The organism is Streptomyces sp. CNQ329 (genome assembly GCF_000482585.1).
Map to the genome: position 1 here is coordinate 1 of NZ_AXVU01000051.1, position 21,958 is coordinate 21,958.

General features: G+C 74.7%; 22 protein-coding genes and 2 pseudogenes. 13 read left to right on the top strand and 11 right to left on the bottom strand.

What is annotated here, in order from left to right:
- Window positions 1-1,137: 1,137 nt before the first annotated feature.
- Window positions 1,138-1,411, bottom strand: a pseudogene (locus I003_RS35190) (substrate-binding domain-containing protein); the annotation flags it as partial.
- A gap of 158 nt (window positions 1,412-1,569) precedes the next feature.
- Here I003_RS35190 and I003_RS0125725 point away from each other — a divergent pair.
- Window positions 1,570-2,178, top strand: a complete 609-nt coding sequence (locus I003_RS0125725) for a class I SAM-dependent methyltransferase (RefSeq protein ID WP_027774140.1) — start codon at window positions 1,570-1,572, stop codon at window positions 2,176-2,178.
- Window positions 2,179-2,848: 670 nt separating this feature from the next.
- Window positions 2,849-3,625, top strand: a complete 777-nt coding sequence (locus I003_RS0125730; RefSeq protein ID WP_027774141.1) for a DUF4232 domain-containing protein — start codon at window positions 2,849-2,851, stop codon at window positions 3,623-3,625.
- 24 nt (window positions 3,626-3,649) lie between these two features.
- Here the strand turns inward: I003_RS0125730 and I003_RS0125735 are convergent, their stop codons facing one another.
- From I003_RS0125735 to I003_RS0125745, 3 genes are all read right to left on the bottom strand, one after another.
- Complete coding sequence (locus tag I003_RS0125735; RefSeq protein WP_027774142.1) at window positions 3,650-4,150, bottom strand: dihydrofolate reductase; 501 nt, start codon at window positions 4,148-4,150, stop codon at window positions 3,650-3,652.
- On the bottom strand, window positions 4,147-4,944 hold the full coding sequence (locus tag I003_RS0125740) for a thymidylate synthase (RefSeq protein WP_027774143.1): 798 nt from the start codon (window positions 4,942-4,944) through the stop codon (window positions 4,147-4,149). Before I003_RS0125740 ends, I003_RS0125735 begins: the two co-directional genes overlap by 4 nt.
- A 123-nt stretch (window positions 4,945-5,067) precedes the next feature.
- Window positions 5,068-6,504 carry an MFS transporter gene (locus I003_RS0125745; RefSeq protein WP_027774144.1) on the bottom strand — a complete coding sequence of 479 codons (1,437 nt, stop codon included), beginning with the start codon at window positions 6,502-6,504 and terminating at the stop codon, window positions 5,068-5,070.
- A gap of 95 nt (window positions 6,505-6,599) precedes the next feature.
- On the opposite strand from I003_RS0125745, the gene I003_RS0125750 reads away from it, so the two are divergent.
- Window positions 6,600-7,100 carry a MarR family transcriptional regulator gene (locus I003_RS0125750; protein ID WP_199784355.1) on the top strand — a complete coding sequence of 167 codons (501 nt, stop codon included), beginning with the start codon at window positions 6,600-6,602 and terminating at the stop codon, window positions 7,098-7,100.
- A gap of 391 nt (window positions 7,101-7,491) precedes the next feature.
- Here the strand turns inward: I003_RS0125750 and I003_RS0125755 are convergent, their stop codons facing one another.
- Window positions 7,492-8,499 carry a lytic polysaccharide monooxygenase gene (locus tag I003_RS0125755; RefSeq protein ID WP_027774146.1) on the bottom strand — a complete coding sequence of 336 codons (1,008 nt, stop codon included), beginning with the start codon at window positions 8,497-8,499 and terminating at the stop codon, window positions 7,492-7,494.
- A 291-nt stretch (window positions 8,500-8,790) separates the two neighbouring features.
- Between I003_RS0125755 and I003_RS0125760 the strand changes: the two genes are divergently transcribed.
- Together I003_RS0125760 and I003_RS0125765 are read left to right on the top strand one after the other, a co-directional pair.
- A complete protein-coding gene (locus I003_RS0125760) occupies window positions 8,791-9,483 on the top strand; it encodes a haloacid dehalogenase type II (RefSeq protein WP_027774147.1) in 693 nt (230 codons plus the stop codon).
- Between the two features lie 372 nt (window positions 9,484-9,855).
- The gene (locus I003_RS0125765; RefSeq protein WP_027774148.1) at window positions 9,856-11,751 is read left to right on the top strand and encodes a hypothetical protein; all 1,896 of its coding nucleotides are present in this window, start codon (window positions 9,856-9,858) and stop codon (window positions 11,749-11,751) included.
- A 131-nt stretch (window positions 11,752-11,882) separates the two neighbouring features.
- Here the strand turns inward: I003_RS0125765 and I003_RS0125770 are convergent, their stop codons facing one another.
- Complete coding sequence (locus tag I003_RS0125770; protein WP_027774149.1) at window positions 11,883-12,872, bottom strand: glycoside hydrolase family 6 protein; 990 nt, start codon at window positions 12,870-12,872, stop codon at window positions 11,883-11,885.
- A 393-nt stretch (window positions 12,873-13,265) separates the two neighbouring features.
- Here I003_RS0125770 and I003_RS36550 point away from each other — a divergent pair, with 393 nt between their 5' ends.
- The 3 genes from I003_RS36550 to I003_RS0125785 are packed head-to-tail and all read left to right on the top strand — an operon-like array spanning window position 13,266 to window position 14,904.
- Entirely contained in the window at window positions 13,266-13,424 is a 159-nt protein-coding gene (locus I003_RS36550) for a hypothetical protein (protein WP_199784356.1), read from the top strand.
- Window positions 13,421-14,218, top strand: a complete 798-nt coding sequence (locus I003_RS0125780) for a family 1 encapsulin nanocompartment shell protein (RefSeq protein WP_027774150.1) — start codon at window positions 13,421-13,423, stop codon at window positions 14,216-14,218. The genes I003_RS36550 and I003_RS0125780 overlap by 4 nt, the downstream gene beginning before the upstream one ends.
- Window positions 14,215-14,904: a potassium channel family protein gene (locus I003_RS0125785; protein WP_027774151.1), complete on the top strand. Its 690-nt coding sequence runs from the start codon at window positions 14,215-14,217 to the stop codon at window positions 14,902-14,904. Before I003_RS0125780 ends, I003_RS0125785 begins: the two co-directional genes overlap by 4 nt.
- Window positions 14,905-14,938: 34 nt before the next feature.
- Here I003_RS0125785 and I003_RS0125790 read toward each other — a convergent pair whose 3' ends face one another.
- Window positions 14,939-15,370, bottom strand: a complete 432-nt coding sequence (locus I003_RS0125790; protein ID WP_027774152.1) for an SseB family protein — start codon at window positions 15,368-15,370, stop codon at window positions 14,939-14,941.
- Between the two features lie 162 nt (window positions 15,371-15,532).
- Here I003_RS0125790 and I003_RS0125795 point away from each other — a divergent pair, with 162 nt between their 5' ends.
- A complete protein-coding gene (locus I003_RS0125795; protein ID WP_051368482.1) occupies window positions 15,533-16,195 on the top strand; it encodes a low molecular weight phosphatase family protein in 663 nt (220 codons plus the stop codon).
- 199 nt (window positions 16,196-16,394) lie between these two features.
- Window positions 16,395-17,147 carry a TNT domain-containing protein gene (locus I003_RS0125800; RefSeq protein WP_027774154.1) on the top strand — a complete coding sequence of 251 codons (753 nt, stop codon included), beginning with the start codon at window positions 16,395-16,397 and terminating at the stop codon, window positions 17,145-17,147.
- A gap of 62 nt (window positions 17,148-17,209) precedes the next feature.
- On the opposite strand, the gene I003_RS0125805 is transcribed toward I003_RS0125800, so the two are convergent.
- Window positions 17,210-17,770 (bottom strand): XRE family transcriptional regulator, encoded by a 561-nt coding sequence (locus I003_RS0125805; protein ID WP_027774155.1) that lies wholly within the window; start codon window positions 17,768-17,770, stop codon window positions 17,210-17,212.
- 87 nt (window positions 17,771-17,857) lie between these two features.
- On the opposite strand from I003_RS0125805, the gene I003_RS0125810 reads away from it, so the two are divergent.
- Window positions 17,858-18,667 carry an AzlC family ABC transporter permease gene (locus I003_RS0125810; protein WP_078564369.1) on the top strand — a complete coding sequence of 270 codons (810 nt, stop codon included), beginning with the start codon at window positions 17,858-17,860 and terminating at the stop codon, window positions 18,665-18,667.
- Window positions 18,664-18,984, top strand: coding sequence for an AzlD domain-containing protein (locus I003_RS0125815; protein ID WP_027774157.1), 321 nt, complete (start codon window positions 18,664-18,666; stop codon window positions 18,982-18,984). The genes I003_RS0125810 and I003_RS0125815 overlap by 4 nt, the downstream gene beginning before the upstream one ends.
- Window positions 18,985-19,095: 111 nt before the next feature.
- Here the strand turns inward: I003_RS0125815 and I003_RS0125820 are convergent, their stop codons facing one another.
- Entirely contained in the window at window positions 19,096-19,659 is a 564-nt protein-coding gene (locus tag I003_RS0125820; RefSeq protein WP_027774158.1) for an EF-hand domain-containing protein, read from the bottom strand.
- Window positions 19,660-19,878: 219 nt separating this feature from the next.
- Between I003_RS0125820 and I003_RS0125825 the strand changes: the two are divergent.
- A pseudogene (locus tag I003_RS0125825) lies at window positions 19,879-20,535 on the top strand (peptidoglycan recognition protein family protein); the annotation flags it as partial.
- 35 nt (window positions 20,536-20,570) lie between these two features.
- On the opposite strand, the gene I003_RS0125830 reads toward I003_RS0125825, so the two are convergent.
- Window positions 20,571-21,581 (bottom strand): metal-dependent hydrolase, encoded by a 1,011-nt coding sequence (locus tag I003_RS0125830; protein WP_027774160.1) that lies wholly within the window; start codon window positions 21,579-21,581, stop codon window positions 20,571-20,573.
- On the bottom strand, window positions 21,578-21,841 hold the full coding sequence (locus I003_RS0125835) for a hypothetical protein (protein WP_027774161.1): 264 nt from the start codon (window positions 21,839-21,841) through the stop codon (window positions 21,578-21,580). Before I003_RS0125835 ends, I003_RS0125830 begins: the two co-directional genes overlap by 4 nt.
- Window positions 21,842-21,958: the final 117 nt, after the last annotated feature.

Here is a 21,958-nt window from a genome sequence, read left to right on the forward strand (position 1 = left end):
CCCACCCACGCACACCCCGCGACCCAACAGACCCCCCATCCACCACGAACCCGCTGCCCAGCACCGGGCTTCACCCCGCCCGCCGGACGCATCGGCACCCCGGAACGGACCCAACTCCGGGGCCCCGAACCCCGACTGCCAACGCACCCGCGACCGGAGTACACCCCACACCGACCCCCAACTCCCCGTCCCCGGCCCACCCGCGACCGGGGGCAGACCCAGCTCCGGGCTTCGCCCCCGTCCACCGGAGCTTCCGCGACCGGAGCGGGCCCGGCGCCGGTGTCCCGCCCCCCGACTGCCGGGGCGCCCGCGACCGGGGCAGGCCCGGCGTCGGCGCCCTGGCCTCCGTCCGCCGGGGCGTCCGCGCTCGGGGCGGGCCCGGCTCCGGCGCTCGCCCCCGTCGGCCGGGCTCTGCATCCGTAGCTTCGGTCAACGGGCGCCCGCTCCCCCTGGGCCACCCTTAGCTGCCGGTCTGTCACGGGCCGGAGTCCGGAGTCAAGGGTGGGGCGAAGCCCCATCGCGCAGCGACGCCCCCGCAGCGAAGCGGAAGGGGGCGCCCTTGACGCCGGACGCAGGCCCGACAATCAACAAGCGGGGTGGCCCGGGGGGAGCCCCCACGACACCGCCCCACCCCGACACCGGCACCCCCGAAACAGGCCCACCCCACGCACCAACCCCCGCCCCGACGCGTAACCCCGCACCCGCCCCGCGGGCACGACGAACCAGCCGGCCACCCCGGCGACCCGGGCTCTTTGTCAGAGCGGGCGCATACCCTTGGGTGGGTGTGAGGGGACGTGCGGTTCCGGCGAACACCGGCGCCCCCCGACACCGGATCCCCCGAGCGTCGGCGCCACCGACGCAGGCCCCCGTACTCCGGCTCGCCCCACGCGCCACCGCTCACCCCGGCGCCGGCCCTCGCCGACGCCGGCCCAGCCTCCGGCACCGGGCCGCCCTCCCCGGCGCTGCGCCGCCGCCCCGCCGGGCCGATCCCGATCCCGACCCCGCGCCGCACCCCGACCCCGCGCCGGCCCCGTGCCGCCTCTCGACCCCGCCCAGCCCCCCGGCGCCTCCGCCGGGCCGCCCGGCGCCGCGCCGCCTCCGCCGGGCCGCCCCCGACCCGCGCCCCGCCGCACCCCGCTACGCCGACTCCCGTACCACCAGCTCCGGTTCGAAGATCACCGACGTCGGCTCCGCCCCCCGGCGACTCCAGTGCCGCCAGCAGCAGCCGCACCATCTCCCCCGCCATCTCCTCCACCGGCTGCCGTACCGTCGTCAGTTCCGGGCGCGTCGCCGTCGCCGCGCTGCTGTCGTCGAAGCCGACCACCGCCACGTCCTGCGGTACCCGCCGCCCCTGCTCCCGCAGGACCTGTACCGCCGTCCGCGCCATCAGGTCGTTGGCCGCGAAGACGCCGCACGTCCGGTCGGGTGGGGCGATTGTGCGGATGCCGGTCCGGCGGGGGCGCGCCGGCACGATCCGTACGCCCCGAGCGCGACCGGGGCCCGCCGGCGCGCTTCCCGCGTCGCCCGCCCACCCTCGCGCCCCTATGCCCCCGTCCGTACCATGCACCGATGCCGGACTCCGACCTCGCGCCGTACTGGAACATCAACGTCGCCCACCACCCGGGCGTCCTGCGCACCGTTCCCGAAGGCTGCCGCGACGCGCTCGACGTCGGCTGCGGCGACGGACTCCTCGCACGCAAACTCGCCGCGCGGGCGGAGCGCGTCACCGGCGTCGACAGCTCCCCGGAGATGATCGCCGGCGCCCGCGAACAGGCCGCCGGCCACCCCGGACTCGGCTTCGTCGCGGGCGACTTCCTCACCGCCGACCTGCCCGACGCCGGCTACGACTTCATCTGCTCGGTTTCCGCCGTGCACCAGATGGACTTCACCGCCGCCCTCGCCCGCATGCGCGACCTGCTGCGCCCCGGCGGTGTCCTCGTGGTCGTCGGTCTCGCCCGCGAGCGGAGCGTGGGCGACTGGGCCGTCACGGTCGCCGCCGCGCCCGTCGTACGCGCCCTGAAGGTGGTGCGCCGCGCGACCTTCCCGGCCGGAATGCCCTTCGTCAGCCCGCACATGAGCTACGGCGAGGTCCGTGCCCAGGCCCGCCGCGTCCTCCCCGGCGTCCGCTACCGCCGCCGCGTCCTGCGCCGCTACAGCCTCACCTGGCACGCCCCCTGACCTGCCCGCCCGGCGCGGGCGCCGGCCGGCTCGGCTTCCACGGCGGCATCGCCTCGCACGAGGACAACGACGAGGAGCGCTGCGGTCTCGCGCTCTCCTACGACCCGCGTACCTGGCACCGGGTCAGCACCGAGGGGCCGTGGGGGAGCGTCCGGTACGGCACAGGCTCCCTGCGCTACGTCGACGCGGTCGTCGCCGAGGGCGCCCGGCACCTCTCCGTCGAGGCGGCCCGCCCCGACGGCGCGCACGAACTGCGTCTGGCGCGCGTACCGGTGGGCTGAGCCCCGGTCGGCCGAGGGCGCCGAACTGTGACCGTGCTGTGGCAGACGGAGTGACCCCCGTCACGGCCGCGGTGCATCCGCCCTGGTCGACTGGGCGGATGCACCCCGCCACCCGCGCCGTCCCCGCCACCCGCGCCGTCCCCGCCACCCGCGCCGTCCCCGCCACCCGCGCCGTCCCCGCCACCCGCGCCGTCCCCGTCGCCCGTGCCGCTTCTGCCGGCCGTGCCGCCCGTGTGACTCCTGCCGCCCGTCCCGGCTCTGCCGCTCGCACCGCCTCTGCCGCCCGTGCCGCGCGGCTGTCCCGCGTACGCCGCAGCGGCTCTCTCGTACTGGGCCTCACCGCCGTGCTGCTGCTTGCCGCGTGCGGCGCGGAGCCGGCCGAGGGGGCGGTGGACGCCGGGGCGCCGACCGCGCCGGGCGACCCGGCCCCGGTCGAGGTCGACGGCGTGACCATCACCCGCGTCCAGACGAAGCCGGGGACCGCGGGGCCGATGCGGGTGGAGTTCGAGATCGCCAACCCGGGGCCGGAGGCGATGACGTACACCGTCACCTTCGAGGTCCGTAGCGCCACGGGCGCGGTGCTGTCGTATCCGGAGAAGATCGTGGAGGCGGTCCCGGCCGGGGGTACGGTGCCGGACCAGGTCGATGTCGGCGACCCGATGGCGGACCGCGGTGGGGCGCAGGTGCAGGTCGGCGAGGTGCGCAGTGTTCCGGCGGACGAGGCGCCGTCGGCGGGCGGGCCGTGCCCGCCGGCGGGCGTGCGGCTGTACGCCGATAAGGGCGACGCGGCGATGGGCCTGCGGGTCGTCGGGGTGCACCTGGAGAACTGCGGCACCGGGGTCTACCGGCTCGACGGCTACCCGCGCGTGCACCTCCTCGACGAGGAGCACGAGGACATCACCGGCGTCACCGTCCACCGCGGCGGCGCCGCCATCGCCTCCGGTACGGGCGCGGACGACCCGCCGAAGCCGCTGGCGCTGCAGCCGGGGGAGCGGGCGTCGGCCCTGCTGGTGTGGCGCAACACCGTCGAAGCGGGGGATCCGGTCAACGCCCCGTACGTACGGGTGTGGGCGAGGCCCGGCGCCGCACCGGTGACGGTGACGCCGGAACTCGACCTCGGCACGACGGGCGAACTCGGCGTCGGCGCCTGGGGGAAGCCGGAGTAACGGGAGCCGCCCGGGCCGGCCGGGTCACCCCGGATTCCTGGTGAAGCTGCGGATCCGGTACCGCAGTCCGGTCCGGCTCACCTGCCAGCCGCCGTCCCCGGCGACCCGCCACTCCGGTCCGGGCACCGGCGCGTAGGTGTCGCCGGGCACCGCCGTGTCGACCTCCGTCACCGAGAGCGTCGTGGCGTGCGCCAGCGCGGCGCGGTAGACCTCCCCGCCGCCGATCACCCACACCAGGGCGGCCGGTCCGGGCGACGCCAGCTCCAGCGCCCGGTCGACGGATCCGGCGGCTACGGCGCCTTCCGCGGCCCACCCCGCGTCGCGCGTCACCACGACGTTGCGCCTGCCCGGCAGCGGACGGAACCGCCGCGGCAGCGAGTCCCACGTTCTGCGCCCCATCACCACCGGGTGGCCGAGCGTGGTCGCCTTGAAGTGCGCCATGTCCTCGGGCAGGTGCCACGGAACGGTGTTGTCCGCGCCGATCACGCCGTCGCGCGCCTGCGCCCAGATCAGTCCGACGTTCACACCGCGACCGGGGCTTTGATGGCCGGGTGGTGGCGGTAGCCGAGCACCTCGACGTCCTCGTAGGCGTAGTCGAAGAGCGAGTCGGCCCGGCGCAGCCGCAGCGTGGGGAACTCGTACGGCGTGCGCCCGAGTTGCTCCGTCACCTGGCCGACGTGGTTGTCGTAGATGTGGCAGTCGCCGCCGGTCCAGATGAAGTCGCCCGGTTCGAGGCCGGTCTGCTGCGCGACCATGTGCGTGAGCAGGGCGTAGCCGGCGATGTTGAACGGGACGCCGAGGAAGAGGTCGGCGCTGCGCTGGTAGAGCTGGCAGGAGAGCCTGCCGTCGGCGACGTAGAACTGGAAGAGGGCGTGGCACGGCGGCAGCGCCATGTCGGTCAGCTCGGCGACGTTCCAGGCGGAGACGATCATCCGGCGGGAGTCGGGGTCGCGGCGGAGGGTGTCGAGCACGTCGCTGATCTGGTCGACGTGCCTGCCGTCGGGGGTGGGCCAGGAACGCCACTGCACGCCGTACACGGGGCCCAGCTCGCCGTCCGGTCCGGCCCACTCGTCCCAGATGGTGACGCCGTGCTCCTGGAGCCAGCCGACGTTGGAGTCGCCGCGCAGGAACCACAGCAGCTCGTACACGACGGACTTCAGATGCACCCTTTTGGTGGTGATCAGCGGGAAGCCCTGCGCGAGGTCGTAGCGCAGTTGGTGTCCGAAGACACTCCGGGTGCCGGTGCCCGTCCGGTCGGCCTTGGCCGTCCCGGAGGTGAGCACGGTTCGCAACAGGTCTTCGTACTGGGTGTCCGCCACAGCGGTCGAGTGTACTGCCGCCCACCAGGCAGATCGCGGAACGGGACCCCCGCACCCGGGGACCGGGCCGCGGGCCCGGCCCCCGGGTGCCGTACGCGGGCGGGCGCCCGGAGCCCTACGCGCCTACCTGCGGCCGTGTCGCAGCCCGTGCACCGCGGCGATGGCGGCCGAGGCGCCCGCGGCGACGCCGGCGAGGACGAAGCACAGCACGTACGCGTCCACGGTCGGTACCTCGGTGCCGTCGATGACCTGTGCCGCCAGCAACGCCGCGGTCGCGGCGCTGGCGAGGCTGCCGCCGGCGGTGCGCACCAGGGAGTTGATGCCGCTGGCGATGCCGCTCTGGTCCATCGGCACGTGCTGGACGGCGAGCGTGCCGAGGGCCGCGTAGGCGATGCCGATGCCGAGGCCCTGGATGCCGCTGAAGATCATGACGTCCAGTGCGGAGTCGTGCATGAGCGCCAGCCAGAGGTACGCGATGCCCGCGATGACCGAGCCGAGGGACAGGGTCCAGGCGGCGCCGACGCGGGCCTCGATGCGGCCGGAGAGCGCGGAGAAGATCAGCATGGTGAAGGTGCTGGGCAGCATGTACAGGCCGACGTCCAGCACGGAGCCGCTGAGTCCGTAGCCCACCTCGCCCTCGGGCGTCTGGATGAAGTTCGAGATCAGCGTGAAGGCCGCGAACATCGAGAAGCCGAGGAGCAGCGAGGCCAGGTTGGCCGAGAGCGACTTGGGGCCGACCAGGATCTGCAGTCGCACCAGCGGGTCGCGCACTCTCAGTTCGACGGCGACCCAGACCGCGCACAGCACGGCCGCGGCGGCGAACAGGCCGAGGATGCGGGCGTCGGTCCAGCCCCAGGCGTTGCCCTGGCTGATGCCGATCAGCAGGCTGACCAGCCAGCCGCCGAGCAGGACGGCCCCGGGCAGGTCGGGGCGGCCACCGGCGCGGCGCCCCGAGTCGCGGGTGTAGACCAGCACGAACAGCAGCCCCACGGCGGCCATGGCGGCGGCGAACCAGAAGACCGGGTGGTGGGAGTCGGTGTTGTCGGCGATGAGGCCGGCGACGAGCATGCCGACGGCACCGCCGACGCCGAGGGTGGCGCTGACGACCCCGATGGCGGTGGTGACGCGCTCGCGCGGGTAGGAGTCGCGGATCATCCCGATGGCCAGCGGGATGACGGCCGAGGAGGTGCCCTGGAGGGCGCGGCCGACGATGAAGACGGGGAGGGAGTCGGATATCGCGCAGACCACGGTGCCGGTGACGAGCAGCCCCATCGTCACCGAGATCATCTTCTTCTTGCCGTACATGTCGCCGAAGCGGGACAGCAGCGGCGTGGCGACCGCCCCCGCGAGCAGCGTCGCGGTGAAGACCCACGAGACGGTGGCGACGGAGATGTCGAACGTCTGCATGAGCTGCGGGAGCAGGGGCAGCACCAGGGTCTGCTGCAGCGAGACCACGAGCCCGGCGGTCGCCAGCGCGAGTAGCGTCAGGCCGGGTCCGGAGGACCGGCCGGGCCGGTCGGTGCGGCCGTCCTCGGCCACCGTGGTGGCGGTGTCTGTCATCGGGGTGGACTCCTGCGGCGGGAAGTGGATTACTTGACTTACGCAAGCATGTGGTACTTAGTTGAGTCAAGCAAATTAAAGTTAAAGTGATGCCTATGTCTGCCCGGTCCTCAGCAGCCGCCCACGTCTCACCCGACGTGGCCGAGATCGAGCGCGCCCTCAGCCGCATCGCGTATCTGAGCGGCCGGGCGCGCCAGCATGACCGGCTGGCGGCGCTGGCCGACGTGCCACTGGACCGGGCGGCGGTGGCGCTGCTGCGGCAGATCGAGGACTCCGAGCCGCTGCGCCTCGGCGAACTGGCGGACCGGCTGGGGGTGGAGGCGTCCCACGTGACCCGGCAGGTGCAGCAGTTGCAGAAGGTGGGCTACGTCACCCGTGTCCCGGACCCGGACGACGGCCGGGCGCAGCGTATCCAGCTCACCGAGGCCGGGCGCGACGCCATCGGGCGTATCCGCGAGGTGGCGTGCCGGGGCATGCAGAGGGCCCTTGCGGGGTGGTCGCCGGAGGAACTGCGGCAGCTCGCGGAGCTGTTCCACCGGATGGTCGATGACTTCGTCGCGCACGTCGACGAGTGGGGGACCGAGCCGGGGGCCTGACGCTGTCGGAGGGCCCGGAACGACGCCGATGCGAACGCGGCGACGGCGGCTGACAGCAGGGCGGCGGGAGCCGAGGCCGCCGCCGGCCGGATGATCCCGGGCCGCGGCGGCGGAGGCGCTGCGCGTGGGGGTGCTCCGGCTGTACGGAGCGGAGCCGGACGGAGGCGGAGACGGAGACGGACGCGGAGGCGGAGGTCTCAAGGGCCCGGGCCGCTCCAGGGCTCCGGGCGTCCAGACACGGGTCCGGGCCCGGTCGAACCCCACGCCGACCGGGCCCGGTCGCAGGGCCGGGTGCCCTCGTGGCAGCCCGGCCCCGCGGGGCGCCGCCCGTCAGCGCGGCGTCCTTCGCCGGTCATGCCGGGCCCGGGCACCGGGCCCCGCCCCCGTGTCGTCAGGCCTGCTGCCTCCCCGCGCCGTTGCGCCGCTGGTTGTACACCAGCGCACCGCCCGCGAAGATCACCGCGCCAGCGCCGGCCAGCGCCGCCGGCAGCACCACGGAGGAGTCGTCCGAGGCGGCGGCGAGGTTCGACTCGTCCGCGTTCAGCGTCTCCACCGCCTGCGGCTGCGTGCCGTGGTCGCCGTGCGCGCCCTTGATCGGGTCGGCCTTGGTGTTCTTCTGGTCCGCGCCCAGCGCCCGGACCTCATCCGCCGACAGGGCGCCCTGCGTCAGACCGGTGACCTCGCCGTTGCCGCCGTCGAAGACGACGTCGGAGCAGGAGAAGAAGTTCTCCTGGCTGTCCGAGCGGATCCACTGGATGAACAGCATGTGCTGTCCGCTGCGCTGCGGGAGCTGCAGGTCCCAGTAGTAGTGGCCGCCGTCCGAGCCCGCGCCGCCGGCCTGCGGCGGGTCGGTGACCGTCTGGATGTGCGTCAGGTCACCCCAGCCCAGTGCCTGGGACGGGCTCCAGCCGCTGTTGGTGATGTACACCTCGAAGCGGCCCGGGTGGTGCGCCCAGTTGCTGTACTCGAGGTTGATGGTCGAGCCGGACGTGAGGTGCGTGACCGGCCAGTCGCTGCGGGCCGCGTTGTACGGCGAGAAGTTGTACGGGCTGCGGTCGCCGGCGCTGCAGAGCGTGCCGTCGGCCACGTAGCCCTGGCCGCGCCCGCCGGCGTTGGAGTCCAGCACGGCGAACCAGTTGTACAGCGGGGTCGTGCCGGCGGACTGCACCGCCGCCGCGCACGCCGGGTTCTGCGGCATCTGCGTGGCGCCGTTCGCGATCAGGTCCTTGTAGCACAGGAACGTACGCGAGCCGGGCACCATCGCGACGCCGTGCGCGGACGCGGGCGTCGGCACCGCCAGCGCGGCGGTCGCGATGCCCGCGACGCCGGCGAGCGCGAGCGTGCGCCGGAGGCGGAGCGATCTGGCGGCCCTGACGAGTCGTTGGATAGCCATGGTCATGGTCTCCTTCGGGTTCTCCTGAGCGCTGACGCGAGAGCCCGCGACCGCGGTGTGCGCGACGGGCCACCGGGCCGTCCCCGGGCCCGGGGGCCGACGACCGACCTGGCAGGGGGTCTCACGTTCGTCGTGAACAGGTCAATGGGAGCGCTCCCAATGACGGTAGCGCGGGATTTCGCGGCTGTAAACGGAGTGCGCACCGGTCCGCCGACTTCTCTGCTCCTCCGCGGGGCATGGACCGGGCCGCGCCGTTGTTGCCGATCTCGACAGGTCCGCCGCGAACAGGGGAAGAACGTGCCCGACATCCGCGCAGCCGAAGTCGTCGTCTTCGACGTTCTCGGCACGCTCGTAGACGAACCCGGCGGCCTGCGCGCCGAGATCCGCGCCGCCGCGCCCGCCGCCGACGAGCCGGCCGTCGCCCGACTCCTCGCCCTCTGGCAGGGGCACGTCGAGGCCGAGCAGGCGCGGATGGCCCGGGGCGAGCGCCCGTACGCCGACAGCGAGACCGTCGACCGCGAGGCCGCCGAGCTGGTGGCCGAACGCGCCGGCGTCACCGACCCGGCGGCCGTCGCCCGGCTGGCCACCGCCACCCGGCGGCTGCCCCCGTGGCCCGACTCCGCGGCGGGACTCGACCGCATCGCCCGGCACTTCCCCGTGGCCGGGCTCTCCAACGCCGCCGCCCCCGCGCTGCTGAGGCTCGCCGCACACGGCGGGCTGCGCTGGCACCAGGCACTGTCCGGCGCGGCCGTACGGGCCTACAAGCCCGCGCCGGAGGTCTACCGGCTCGCCGCCGAGGCCGCCGGCTGCCCGCCCGGGCGGGTCCTGATGGTCGCCGCCCACGCCTGGGACCTGCGGTCGGCGCAGGAGAACGGCCTGCGGACGGCGTACGTCCCGCGGCCCGGGGGTGACCCGCCGGCGGAGACGGACGAGTTCGACTGGTACGCCGAGGGTCTGGACGGTCTGGTGGAAGCGCTGACGGGGGAGTAAGGGGTACGGCGTACGCGGCACGGGCCACGCGGCGGACGGCGGTCGGCCTGACGCGCCGCAGCGTCCACGCGTCCGGGCCCGCGGGCGTGCAGCCCCGGCGGCCCGGTTCCCGCACCCCCTCCCTGCATCCCCACCCGGCGCACCCGCCCCTCGCGGGGCGCGCGCGTGCCCGGTGCACACCCGGCCCGTACGCCAAGGCCGGCATCTGTCTGTTCGGCGGGGCCGCGATGGGTCACGATCTCCCTGGCGGTGCAAGTGGCCGCCGGGGGGCGGGTGTTGCTCCGGGACCCCTCCCGGCTCCGGTGCCGGATGATGGGGACGGCCGCCGGTGGCTCGCCCGAGAAAGGGATCACGATGGATGCGTTTCCTCCGATGCCCAGCGAGCCGCCGTCCGCACCCCGGCAGCCCGCCGGATCCGGGCATCCCGCCGAACGCCCCGAGCCCGCGGAATCCGGAGAGCCCACCGAGCCGGGGCAGCCCGCCGGTGAGGAACACCACCCCACCGAGCTGGACATCCTGGCCCACGGTCCCGGCCGTCCGCGCTTCGAGCCGGCGCCCGTCCCGGTACGGGAACGGGACCCGTACGCCGTCGGGCTGGCCAACGCCTCGCTGCTGGGCATCGGTTACGGGATGCTCCGCCGGCCCCGGATCGCGCTCGGCGCCGCGGGTGTGTCGGTCGTGCTCGTCACCCTGCTGGCGACGGCCGGACGGAACGTGTGGTTCCAGGCGGTCGTGCTGGCCTGGTGGATCGGTGTCACGGTGCACGGCTGGTACCTCGCCGGCGGCCGTCCGCGCCGCCGCCCAGCCGCCGCGCCGGAGGCGTCGGCGCAGGCCACAGGGGTGCAGCAGGAAACGGAGGTGCAGCAGGCCGCGGAGGCGGAGCAACCCGTCGCAGCCGCGCGGACCGCCGGGGCAGAACCCGAAGACACGCGCCCCGCGCCGCCACCGCCGCCCTCGGCTCCCCCCACCCTCCCCGCGAACGTACGTCGCGACCGCCTCGTCGCCCTCCTCGTCGCCGCCCCCGTCATCCTCGCCTGCACCGCGCTGCGTCTCGACGCCTCCCGGATCGAGGGCAACGCCGCCGACGCCCACCGCGCCGACAAGTGCGCCGAGGCCGTCTCCGACCTCGACGGCCTCTGGTTCGGCCACCGTCTCGCCGACGCCCCGCTGACCGCCCGCGCCGAGGAGAGCACCGAGGCGTGCGAGCTGCTGCTCAGAGCCGAGCGCCAGGCGGAGGAGGACCGCGTACGCGGCGCCCGCACGCTCAAGGCGTACGCCGACCATCCCGGCGCGCTCTGGGAGGGCGCGGACAGCCGCCGGGCCGACCTCCTCCTCGCCCAGGCCGGGGACGAGCTGGACACCGGACTGACCGGCGACACCGACGCGCTGAGTGCGGGTTTCGGCCATCTGGACACCGTCCTTCAGGAGTACGGGGGCGGCGAAGGCCGCGAGGACCGCGGCGGCGACGTGGACGACGCGCTCGACGAGTTCCTGGGCGCGCTGCCCACCGACGACGCCTGCCAGACCAAGGCGGTCACCGACTGGCTCGGCTCCCGCGAGTCCGGCGACGGCGAACTGGCGCGCGCCGCCGACGTCGTGCCCGAGGTCGCGCCCGGGGCGATCGTCGACTGCGGCGACGCGCTGATGGCCGACGACACCTGGAAGCAGGCCCGCACCCAGTACGAGCAGCTCCTCGACGAGTACCCCGACCACGAGCTGTCCGGCGCGGCCGAGGACGGCGTCGAGCGCGCGAACCTGGCCATCGAGCTGGACAACGTGCGCGGGCTGCTGAAGCCCGGCCCGTACGGCGAGAAGCCCGAGTACTGCGACAACCCGGCCCCGTACCGCGGCGCCAGGGCGTACGGAGGCAACGGCCCCTACCGCGCGATGCTGATCGGCCAGAGCAAGCACCGCTCGAAGCTGCCGTCCTCCTGGCTGGCGAAGGACCCGAAGGACGCGGTGGCGATCATCTGCGCGGGCCGCTCCAAGCACGGCTCCACGGTGGCGACCTGCCCGTACGAATCCGACCTGGCCATCGGCGGGGTCCAGAACGTGGCGTTCAAGAAGCGGGAGATCCCGGTCCGGGTCTACGAACTGCGCACCGGCGAACTGGCGAAGAAGACCACCGTCGAGATCGGCGGCTCAAGCTGCCCGGCCGTGCTGGAGTACACCTACTACGGCGTCGACGCCGGCCCGCCGTCGGAGGTGTACGTCACGTCCTCGGCGTCCGACGTGCGCGCGGGCTACGAGCCGCTGATCTATCCGTGAGAACCCGCCCGGGAATCACGCCGGAGGACCACCCCTGAGGGCCGGGGCCGGTCCGGGTCGGTGGCGGCCGACCCGGACCGGCCCGGCTGAACGCGCCGAAGGCGCGCCCGGCTCCGCGGGGGCGGGCGGACTCAGTTGGTGGCCAGCGCGTACGCCAGGTCCGGGACGAACTGCCCCGCGCCCGCCGCGCAGCCGTCCGCCTCGCCGGGCGGCTTGACCCACAGCAGCGCGTCGACGGCGTCATCGCCGGGGGTGAGCGTGGGGTTCTCGCCCAGCGCGCGGCCGGCGGGGTCGCACCACTCGCCGTTGGAGCCGTTGCCGTTGCGGCTGGTGTCCACGACCAGCTTCAGGTCCGAGTCGCCGACGGCGGACAGTATCTGCTTGCCGTAGGCGAGTTCGTCGGCCGTGGTGTTGAAGTTGGAGACGTTCGTGAACACCCCGTCCGCTTCCGCGACGCCGGAGGCCGACAGCCGGGCGGCCTGGTCCTCGGGGGAGTGCCAGCCGGAGTGGCCGCCGTCGAGGTAGACGTGGGTCTCCGGGCCGGCGGACTTCAGGGTGGTGACGGCCTGCTGCAGCGCGGCGTGCCGGGCGTCGCGGCCGGACTGGTCGAGGCAGTCCTCCAGGGCGAGCGCGTCGGTCTCCAGGATGATCACCACGGGGTGGCCGCCGAGACCGTCGGCGATGAGGCTGATCCAGTTCTGGTACGAGGGCAGGTCGGGGGCGCCGCCCGAACTGGGCCCGCCGCAGTCCCGGTTGGGGATGCCGTAGACCGAGAGCACGGGCAGGGCGTCGCCGGCGGCGGACATGTAGCCGGCGACTTCCTGCTGCACGGTGTCGGGGTTGTACTGGGAGAGCCAGCGGGCCTGCGGCTGGGAGGCGATGCGGTCGGCGATGACCGGCTGCCGCCAGTCGCCGGAGTTGGCCTCGGTCCACCGCCGGACCTGGGAGTCGGGGTCGACGAAGAGCGGGCCCGGCAGTTGGGCGGCGGTGTCGGAGGCGGGTGCGCCGGTGTCCGGCTCGGCCGCCGGGGCCGCGGTGGCGAGCCCGGCGAAAGCCAGGCCGGCGCCGAGGACGCCGGCCAGGGCCGTGCGGTGCCATCGGCGCAGGATGCGTGTGCGCATGGTGGTCCGTCCTTGTCGCGTCTGCCGGAGACCGGAGGTCTCCGGGTGGGAGGTCACGGAGCCTTGGGAGCGCTCCCATGCGCTGCGGGAGCATAGTGGCGGACCACCGCGTTGGAAACACTGCACGCGCGCCGGACGGGGAAAGCGTGGGGCGCGTGAGACGGCCGGGGGCCCGCCGGTGCCGGGTTTCCGGTGCCGCGGCTGAAGGCGGTCTGCCGGCTGATCCGCGCCCACGGCCTGCCGGCGGGCCGGCCCCGGCGCCGGTCGGGTGACCTCCCCCGTGCCCCGCCGGACGACCTTCGCGGCGCGGGCGGGTGAACGCGGGCGATCGCCGGATTGCGCTGTCCTGTGTGTCCCGTATCGTCACGAATGCCCCTGTGATCCGGAGGGACCGTGCCCGAATCCCGGCCCGTGCTGGCCTCGCCCGCGACCGCGGCGGTGTTCCTCGTCCTCAGCGTCGCGCCCGGCGGCGAGGACCCCGTACCCGACCCGCCGGCCGCCGGTGACGGCTCGCCGGGGACCGGCGGCCTCGAAGGAGCACCCGCACGATGAACAACCTGCACCGTGAACTCGCTCCGATCACCGAAGCGGCCTGGGCGGAGATCGAGGAAGAGGCCCGGCGCAGCTTTCGCCGCCACATCGCCGGCCGCCGCGTCGTCGACGTCACCGGGCCGGAGGGGCCGGAGCTGGCCGCTGTCGGCACCGGGCACCTGGAGGAGATCGCCCCGCCCGCGCCCGGCGCGACCGCGCGGCTGCGGGCGGCGCAGCGGCTGGTCGAGCTGCGGGTGCCGTTCACCGTCACCCGCGAAGCCGTGGACGACGTGGAGCGCGGCTCCCGTGACTCCGACTGGCAGCCGGTCAAGGACGCCGCCCGGACCGCCGCGTTCGCCGAGGACCGGATGGTCGCCGACGGGTACGCCGCCGCCGGTATCGAGGGCCTGCGGACGCGCACCTCGCTGCCCGTGCTGAGCCTGCCCGCCGAGGTCCGCGACTACCCCGGCACCGTCGGCCAGGCCCTTTCCGCGCTGCGGCTGGCCGGCGTGGAGGGCCCGTACTCGCTGCTGCTGGGGGCGGAGGCGTACACGGCGGTGAGCGAGATCGCCGACCACGGCCACCCGGTCGCCCAGCGCCTCGCGCGGCTGCTGGACGGCGAGCTGATCTGGGCGCCCGCGATGACCGGCGGTCTCGCGCTGTCCACCCGCGGCGGCGACTTCGAACTGCGTCTGGGCGAGGACCTGGCCGTCGGGTACACCGCGCACGACGCGAAGACCGTGCAGCTCTACCTGCACGAGACGCTGACGTTCCTGACGTACACGGACGAGGCGATCGTCGTCCTGCGGGCATGAAGATCGGTCGCGACGACGACGGGGACGACGTCCCGGCCGGGGACCCGGACGGCGGCCGGGACGACGGCGGGGACGGCGGCCCCGACCGTGAGCCGGAGCGGCACCGGGACCCTCTGCTGCCCTGGCTGCGCGAGGCCGTACCCGTCACGCTCATGGTCGTCGCCTACTTCCTGCTGCCCCTGCACCTGCTGGGCACGCAGAACCCGGAGCTGAGCTGGACACTCTTCGTGCTGGCCCTCGGTGCGGTCAGCGTGCTGCTGCTCCGCGAGATCCGGGCGGTGCTGCTGGACGTGCCGAGCGCCCGTCCCGGTGTCGCCATCCCCATGCTGATGATCGCCTCGATCCTCGTCTTCGCCGCCGCGTACAACGGGGTCGCCCGGCAGTCGGCGGAGTTCGAAGGCTTGCGCACCCGGGTCGACGCGCTCTACTTCACGGTCGCGACCGTGGCGACCGTCGGCTACGGGGACATCACCGCGCGCGGGCAGACGGCCCGGATCCTGGTGATGGGGCAGATCACGTACAGCTTCGTCTTCCTCACCGCCGCGGCGACGGCGCTGAGCCGCCGGGTGCGCCGGGCACTGGGCCAGGGGCGAAGCGGCGGCAGGCGGCATGGCGGGGGGAAGCGGCTGGGCGGGGGCAGGCACGGGCGCGGCAGGCGGCCGGACGGAGATGCGGGGCAGGGCTGAGACGGCCGGAGCGGTCCCCCGGTACGGCCGGGACTCAGCCGCCGGAGCGGCCGAGGAGGGTGCGTACCCCCGCGGCGCTGAGCGTCAGCGCGCCCGGACTGCCGGTGTCGATGGTCAAAGACACCTCGTCCGACGGCCAGGCGTTGGCCAGGAGCACCAGCGGCAGCTTGCGGTACTTGTCGACGGAGGGCAGCGCGTCCCCCATCCGCGACTCGGAGGTGAAGACGGGCACCAGCCGGTCGCCGTTCGGCTGCTCCATCACGGGCAGCATCATGCTCTCCTCCGCGCCGTCCTGCTCCTGCTCCGCGCTCTCCTCCGGCGCGTCCGGTCTCTCGTCCGGCACGGGCACGAGCACCTCGCTGTGGGCCAGCGCGTGCAGCGCCGCCGGGTCCTTGGCGTCGGTCGCCAGCGCCTCCAGCGCCCGCTGAGTGGTCGAGGGGTCGTTCCCCTGCGGTGCCTCGGTCATGGTCCTTCGCTTCCTCCGGTGAGCCGCGGTGCGCGGTCCCTTCCGGCCCGCCCGCGGCATTGCCTACCCCGTACAGCGTCGAACGTGCCCCCGTTGTCACTCCCGGGGGGTGACGGAGTCGTTCCGGGTGTGCGAACGGCCCGGAGGGCCCATAATCCGGCGATGGGCGACCCCGGGGGCGAGGCACATCCAGGTCCGAGAGCCGGTCACCGGCTCGCGCTGCACACCGCCGCCAAGAGGTTACGGGCGGAGTTTCAGGGTGTCTTCGGCGAGCAGACCATCGAGCGCTTCCTGTACGGCGCGTACGGAGACGTGGCGGTGCGCGGCGCCCCGCCGGACGACCTGCCGCGGCTCACCGAGGAGTACGCGCGCCGCCGGCTGCACGCGCTGGCCCGGGCCGAGGGGGTGAGCGGCGACGGGCGGCCGGTCGTGCTCTTCCTCTGCGGGCACGACGCCGGGCGGAGCCTGACGGCGATGGCCCTGCTGGCGCGGCTGGCGGGGAACAGCGCGGTGGGCTGGTCGGCGGGCTCCATGCCGGATACGGCGGACGGGGCGGAGGCGGTGGCCGTGATGGGGGAGCGCGGGATCGACATCTCCGGGGAGTTCCCCACGGCGTGGACCGACGAGGCGGTGCGGGCGGCCGACGTGATCGTCACGATGGGCTGCGGGGACGCCTGCCCGGTGTTCCCCGGCAAGCGCTACGTGGACTGGCCGCTGCCGGATCCGCGCGGGTGGGAGGCGGCGCGGGTGCGGCCGTTGCGGGACGAGATCGAGCGGCGGCTGCGCAAACTCCTCGCGGAGCTGGGCATACAGGCCCGCGACTGACGGCGGCGGACCGCGGCGCACGGCACGGCGCGGGGCGCGGGGCGCGCCGCGGGAAGCGGCGCCCCGGGCGCGTACGCCCGCCGCCCCCTCCCCTTCACCCGAAGGGTGTGCGGGGGCGCGCGTGTTGGTCTGCGGGCCCGCCGCCCGCCCTGCGGATCATGGTGGGGCCGCCGACCGCCGAGCGTGAAGGGCCCCCACCGTGATGCCAACCCGTACCGTACGCACGGCACTTGCCGTCCTCGTCGCAGCCGCCGCCGGCCTGGCCGGGGGCCTCCCCGCCGCCGCCGACTCCGCCGGACCCCCCGATCCCGTGAGGCACCCCGCGGCCGTCCGCAACCTCCCGGCCGCGGCGCCCTGGGACGAGGCCGCCGCGGCGGCGGGTGCGGACCGGCGGGCGGAGCCCGTCTGCACCGGCAAGCGCCTCGGTGACGCCCGGCTCGGCCCCGAGCACCTGCCGGGCCGGTGGGAGCCGCGGGTCGGGCCCCTGCTGCAGGGCTGGCGGCCGACCGGGGCGCTCACGCCCGCCGCGTTCCTGGAGAAGTACTGGACGGGCCCGGCCGACGGCGGAACCTGGAAGTACCCGCCGAACGACGGCTTCGCCGAGGTCAACGGCACCGTCGACCGCGAGGCGACGCGACTGGAGGCCGGGCAGTTGCTCGACCGTTTCGGCTCCGAGTTCGGCGGTTACCTCGCCCCCGCGGGCGACCGCTACGCGGAGCGCGCGCTGCCGCCGCAGAACCTCCACACCCAGGACCCCGACGCACCCTGTGACTACCGCGTCTACCAGGTCACCAAGCCGTTCTGGGTCTGGCAGGGCGCGGTCGCGCCGTGGTTCGAACAGCCCGGCGGGGGCGAGCAGATCAAGCTGGACCCGGTGTTCCTCGACCCGGGGGAGGGACAGCAGCTGAACGTCACCTGGCTGCTGGAGCACGGCTACCTGGCTGCCGCGTAACGTCCTCGACGGCGACGGCGACGGCGACGGCGACGGCGACGGCGACGGCGGGCCCCGGGCCGTCAGGCGTGCTCGGAGACGAGGACCGCGACCGTGTCCGGCGCCAGCGCCTCGAAGACGTGCGGGACGTCGGCGGGATAGGAGGCGTAGTCGCCGGGGGCGAGGTCGACCGGCTCCTCCGCCACCCCCACGCGGGCGCGCCCGCTGCCGACGATCACGTGCTCGACGATGCCGGGGGAGTGCGGATCCGAGCGGCGGGGGGTGCCGGGCTGGACGGTGACGAGGTAGATGTCGCGGCGCGCGTGGGCGGGGGAGGAGGCCAGCAGCGTCGCGGCGTAGTCGGCGTGCTCGGAGGGCACGGACGGGCCTTCGCCGCGGCGGATGACCCGCACGCGGGGGCGGGGTGGCTCGACGAGCCGGGAGAAGGGGACGTCGAGCGCGACGCTGAGCGCCCAGAGCGTCTCCACGCTCGGGTTGCCGGTGCCGGACTCCAGTTGGGAGAGCGTCGACTTGGCGATGCCCGCGCGGCGGGCCAGCTCGGTCAGCGTCAGCCCCGTACGGCGGCGCTCGCGCTGCAGCGACGCGGCGATGGCGTCGAGTGGGGCTCCGCCGCTCGGCACCATGGCGCGCTCCGTTCGTCCCGGGTGTTCGCTCTGCCGACCGCTTATTCGGGTTGACGAACAGCGTAGCGGATGTTCAGCATGGCAGCCATGCGTTCGATATGGCGAACCCTGCGCGGCGGCCTCGCCCGCGACATCGCGCTCGTCTGCGCCGCGGACACGCTGGTCGGCGTCTCCTTCGGGGCCATCGCGGTCGGCGAGGGACTGCCCCTGTGGCTGCCGGTGCTGCTGTCCGTGGTGGTCTTCGCGGGGGCGGCGCAGTTCATGTTCGTCGGCATCGTCGCCTCCGGTGGCACCGCGCTGGCGGCCGTGGCGGCGGGGCTGCTGGTGAACGCGCGGCACGTGCCGTTCGGCTTCACCGTGGGCGACGCGCTGGGCGGCGGGAGACTGCGGCGGATCGCCGGCAGCCATCTGATGATCGACGAGACCGTGGCGTTCGCGCTGGCCCAGCGCGAGCCCGAGCGGCGGCGTGCGGCGTACTGGGCCTGCGGCGTCGGGCTGTTCGTCTGCTGGAACGCGGGGGTGGTCCTCGGTGCGCTGGGCGGTACGGCGGTGAGCGACACGGACGCCTTCGGGCTGGACGCGGCGTTCCCCGCGGTGCTGCTCGCGCTGGTGCTGCCGTCGCTGCGGGAGCCGGGTACGCGGCGGGCGGCGCTGGTGGGGATGGGCGTCGCGCTGGCGGCGGCGCCGTTCCTGCCGGCGGGGGTGCCGGTGCTGCTGGCGCTGGCGGGCCTGGCGGTGGCGGGGGCCGGCGGGGGAGAGGGGAAGCCGGGAGCGGGGGGCGGTGCCGCGGTCGCGGAGGGCGGTCCGGCGGGCGGCCGGGCGGCCGTGGGCGGGGAGCCGGGTGGCGGTGACGACGAGCCCGGCGCCGGTTCGTACGACGAGGAGCGTGTGCCGTGACCACGACGACCCTGGTGCTCGCCGTTCTCGTACTGGGCGCCGGCACGTTCGCCTTCCGCGTCGCGGGACCCGTGCTGCGCTCCCGCGTCCGGCTGGAGCCGCGGGTGGAGCGGCTGATGACGGCCGCGGCCATCGTGCTCCTGACCGCCCTGGTCGGCACGCAGGCGCTGCTGGACGACGGGGGCTTCGCGGGGGTCGCGCGGCCGGCGGGGGTCGCGGTCGGCGGCGTGCTGGCGTGGCGGCGGGCGCCGTTCGTGGTCGTGGTGGTCGCCGCGGCGGCCACGGCGGCGCTGCTGCGGCTGTGCGGAGTGGACTGACCGGGGCGTGCCCGGCCAGGGCGCCGGGCGCCCGGACGTCCGTGCCCCGGTGCTCGTCGAGGACGAGCGGTCCACGCTGAGCACGGCCGTACGGACCGGCCCGGTCCGGCGTCAGACGGGGTCGAGGGGGCCCAGCAGCCAACTGCCGGCCGAGGCGGGGTCGTCGTCGAAGTAGTACTCCCGGATCGCCGCCAGCAGCTCGGCGGTGGTCAGGTGGCCGTCCCCGTCGGTGTCCAGCCGGCGGAAGACGTCGCGTGCGTCGTTCGCCGGGAGGTTCATCAGCGCGCCCGACCAGCGCACGTGCTCCTCCTCGTCGAGTCGCCCGTCGCCGTCCTCGTCGGCGATGGCCATGATGGCCTCCAGGAACTCCCCGTACCCCGCGTCGAAGTCCTCCGGCGTCTCCAGCAGCCCGGCGGCGAACGCCGCCGCGTACTCGCCCTGGTCGACCCGCCCGTCCCCGTCCGTGTCCGCGGCCCGTACGAGCCGCTCCCACACCCCGAGGCACAGCTCCTCCAGCCGCTGCCGCGCCGGCGAGCCGGGGCCGTGGCCGAACTCCTCGCCGAGCCGACGGGCGGCGCGCTCGAAGTCCGCGCGGTCGACGTAGCCGTCGCCGTCGGTGTCGTAGGTGCGAAAGCGCCGCGCGAGCTTCCGCGCCAGGAACGTCGATACCTCCACGAGCCGTCCTCTCCGCCGCGGTTCTCCGACGGAGACGACGCTACGGGCGGTCCACCGGGGCGCACAGGGGCGCCTGGGCGGGCGTGCGGTGGCCCGGGGGCGGAGGGGGAGCCGCCCTCTTTACGGAGAGTGATGGAATGTTTACGATAGGTGGGTGACGGCGTCGACGACCGGCGCGGACCGACGTCACCAGCCGGGGAGAACCGGGGGGTTGCACGCATGGCCGATCCACTGTCCGCCTCCGCCGTCCTGCGCGCGCTGAAGCGCGAGGGGCTGACGCTCGTCGAGCACGGCGAATGGCGCACCCACAACCGCAACCACAAGGGCCCGTGGGGCCCGGTGCACGGCGTGGTCGTCCACCACACGGCCACGTCCGGCACGGACGAGAGCGTCCGTCTCTGCTACCGGGGCCGGCCCGACCTGCCGGGCCCTCTCTGCCACGGGGTCATCGACAAGCGGGGCCGGGTCCACCTGGTGGGCCACGGCCGGTCGAACCATGCCGGGATGGGCGACGACGAGGTGCTGCGCGCGGTGATCGCCGAGCGGTACGGCGAGCGCCCGCCGCCGCCCAACGAGCAGAACACCGACGGCAACGCCCGGTTCTACGGTTTCGAGTGCATCAATCGCGGCGACGGCGAGGACCCGTGGCCCGACGCGCAGTTGGACGCCGTCGAGCGGGCCTCGGCGGCGCTGTGCCGGGAGCACGGGTGGCGGGCGAAGTCGGTGATCGCCCACAAGGAGTGGACGGACCAGAAGATCGACCCGCGGGGCTTCAGCATGCCGGGGATGCGCGAACGCATCGCGAAACGACTGGCAAGCAAACCGGAAAGCGAGCCGGCGACGTCACCGGAGCCCTCCGCACCCCCGAGCCCCGGACCCTGACCGGACGCCCGCCGTGCCCGGGGCTTCCGCTACGCCCGGTCCGGGCTCTGCCGGACGGGCCCGGTGCCGGAAGAGGCCGTCTCCCCGTCGTCCTCCCGGTAGGCGTCGTCCCCGTCCGGCCCGTCCTGTGCGCCGTTCTCGTCGGAGCGGCGCGGCCGGGGCACCGGCGTACGGACGATCTCCACCTCCGCGTACGGCGGCGTACGCAGCCACAGCCGCCGTCCCACCGCGAGCCACACCACCCAGCAGAACGCCACCAGGCCCGTCAGCCCCACCAGGGTGTTCGCCAGGAACTCCGTCACCGGCGGATGCTCCACCGTCGCCTTGTCGACCCAGTACGGGCCGCCCCACGTCCAGTCCATCGGGGCGTCCTCGGACGCCTGCGCCCAGATGGTCCAGGCGAATATCCGGCATGCGCCGTACAGGAAGTAGGCGTGGTAGAGCGCCAGCAGGAAGCGGTCGGACAGGCCCACGCGATGGCGCAGCCAGCCCCAGGCCGGGTCGGCCGGATAGACGTGCCGACGGAAGTACGTGGCGGTCAGCGAGCGGTAGTTGTACGCGAGCATCGCGAGCCAGAAGAGGTCCCAGACCAGACCCAGGCTGCCGTAGTACGCCGCGGCGTCCCCGTAGCGGCCCTCCTGCGCCGCGTACGCCCACATGCCCGTCGAGTAGTGCTGGTCGGTGAAGGGGAAGAAGAGCATCACGCCGACGCTGTCGAAGCAGTCGGTCAGCACGTGCGCCCACTGGCCGATCAGCAGGCCGAGCGCCCATTCCCGGCTCTTGAAGATCAGCAGCACGGCCAGCGCGAGCACCACGCCCCACGCCAGGGTGTGGGTGAAGCCGACGCCCGGCCAGCCGCGGTGGTAGTCCCAGGCGTTCTCCGGCTTGAAGGAGAAGCTGCCGATCTCGAAGCCGTAGACGGTGCCCTTCGTGCCCATGTCGGGCAGGAAACAGCCGAGGAGGATCGCCAGGTAGGAGACCTTGACCTTGGTGTGCTTGTGGAGGATGTAGCTCTCCAGCTCATGTGCCGCCCAGCTCACCGCTCTTCCCCCTCGCCGCCGTCCCGGCCGTCGTCCGTGCCGTCGCCGCCCGGGTGCCGGCGGGCGCGTACCTTGTCGACGGCCCAGCCGGTCAGGAGGATCGCCGCGATCGCGACCACGGGGCCGCGGGTCCAGGTGAGGATGCCGCGGGTGAAGATCGCCCCGCCGGCGACGAGGGCGACGACGGCGGCGGCGTAGCCGGCGACGTCGCCGGCGCGGGTGCGGTGGACGGGGCGCAGGAACGCCGGCCGGCTAGGCATCGGGGGTCACCCCCGCGGGCCGGCGGTGAGGTGTCCGTGTCCGTACGGGCCGCCCCCCGCGTCCCGTACCGCCCCCGCCCCCGCATTCGGCGTCGCCGTCGCCGTCGCGTATCGCGC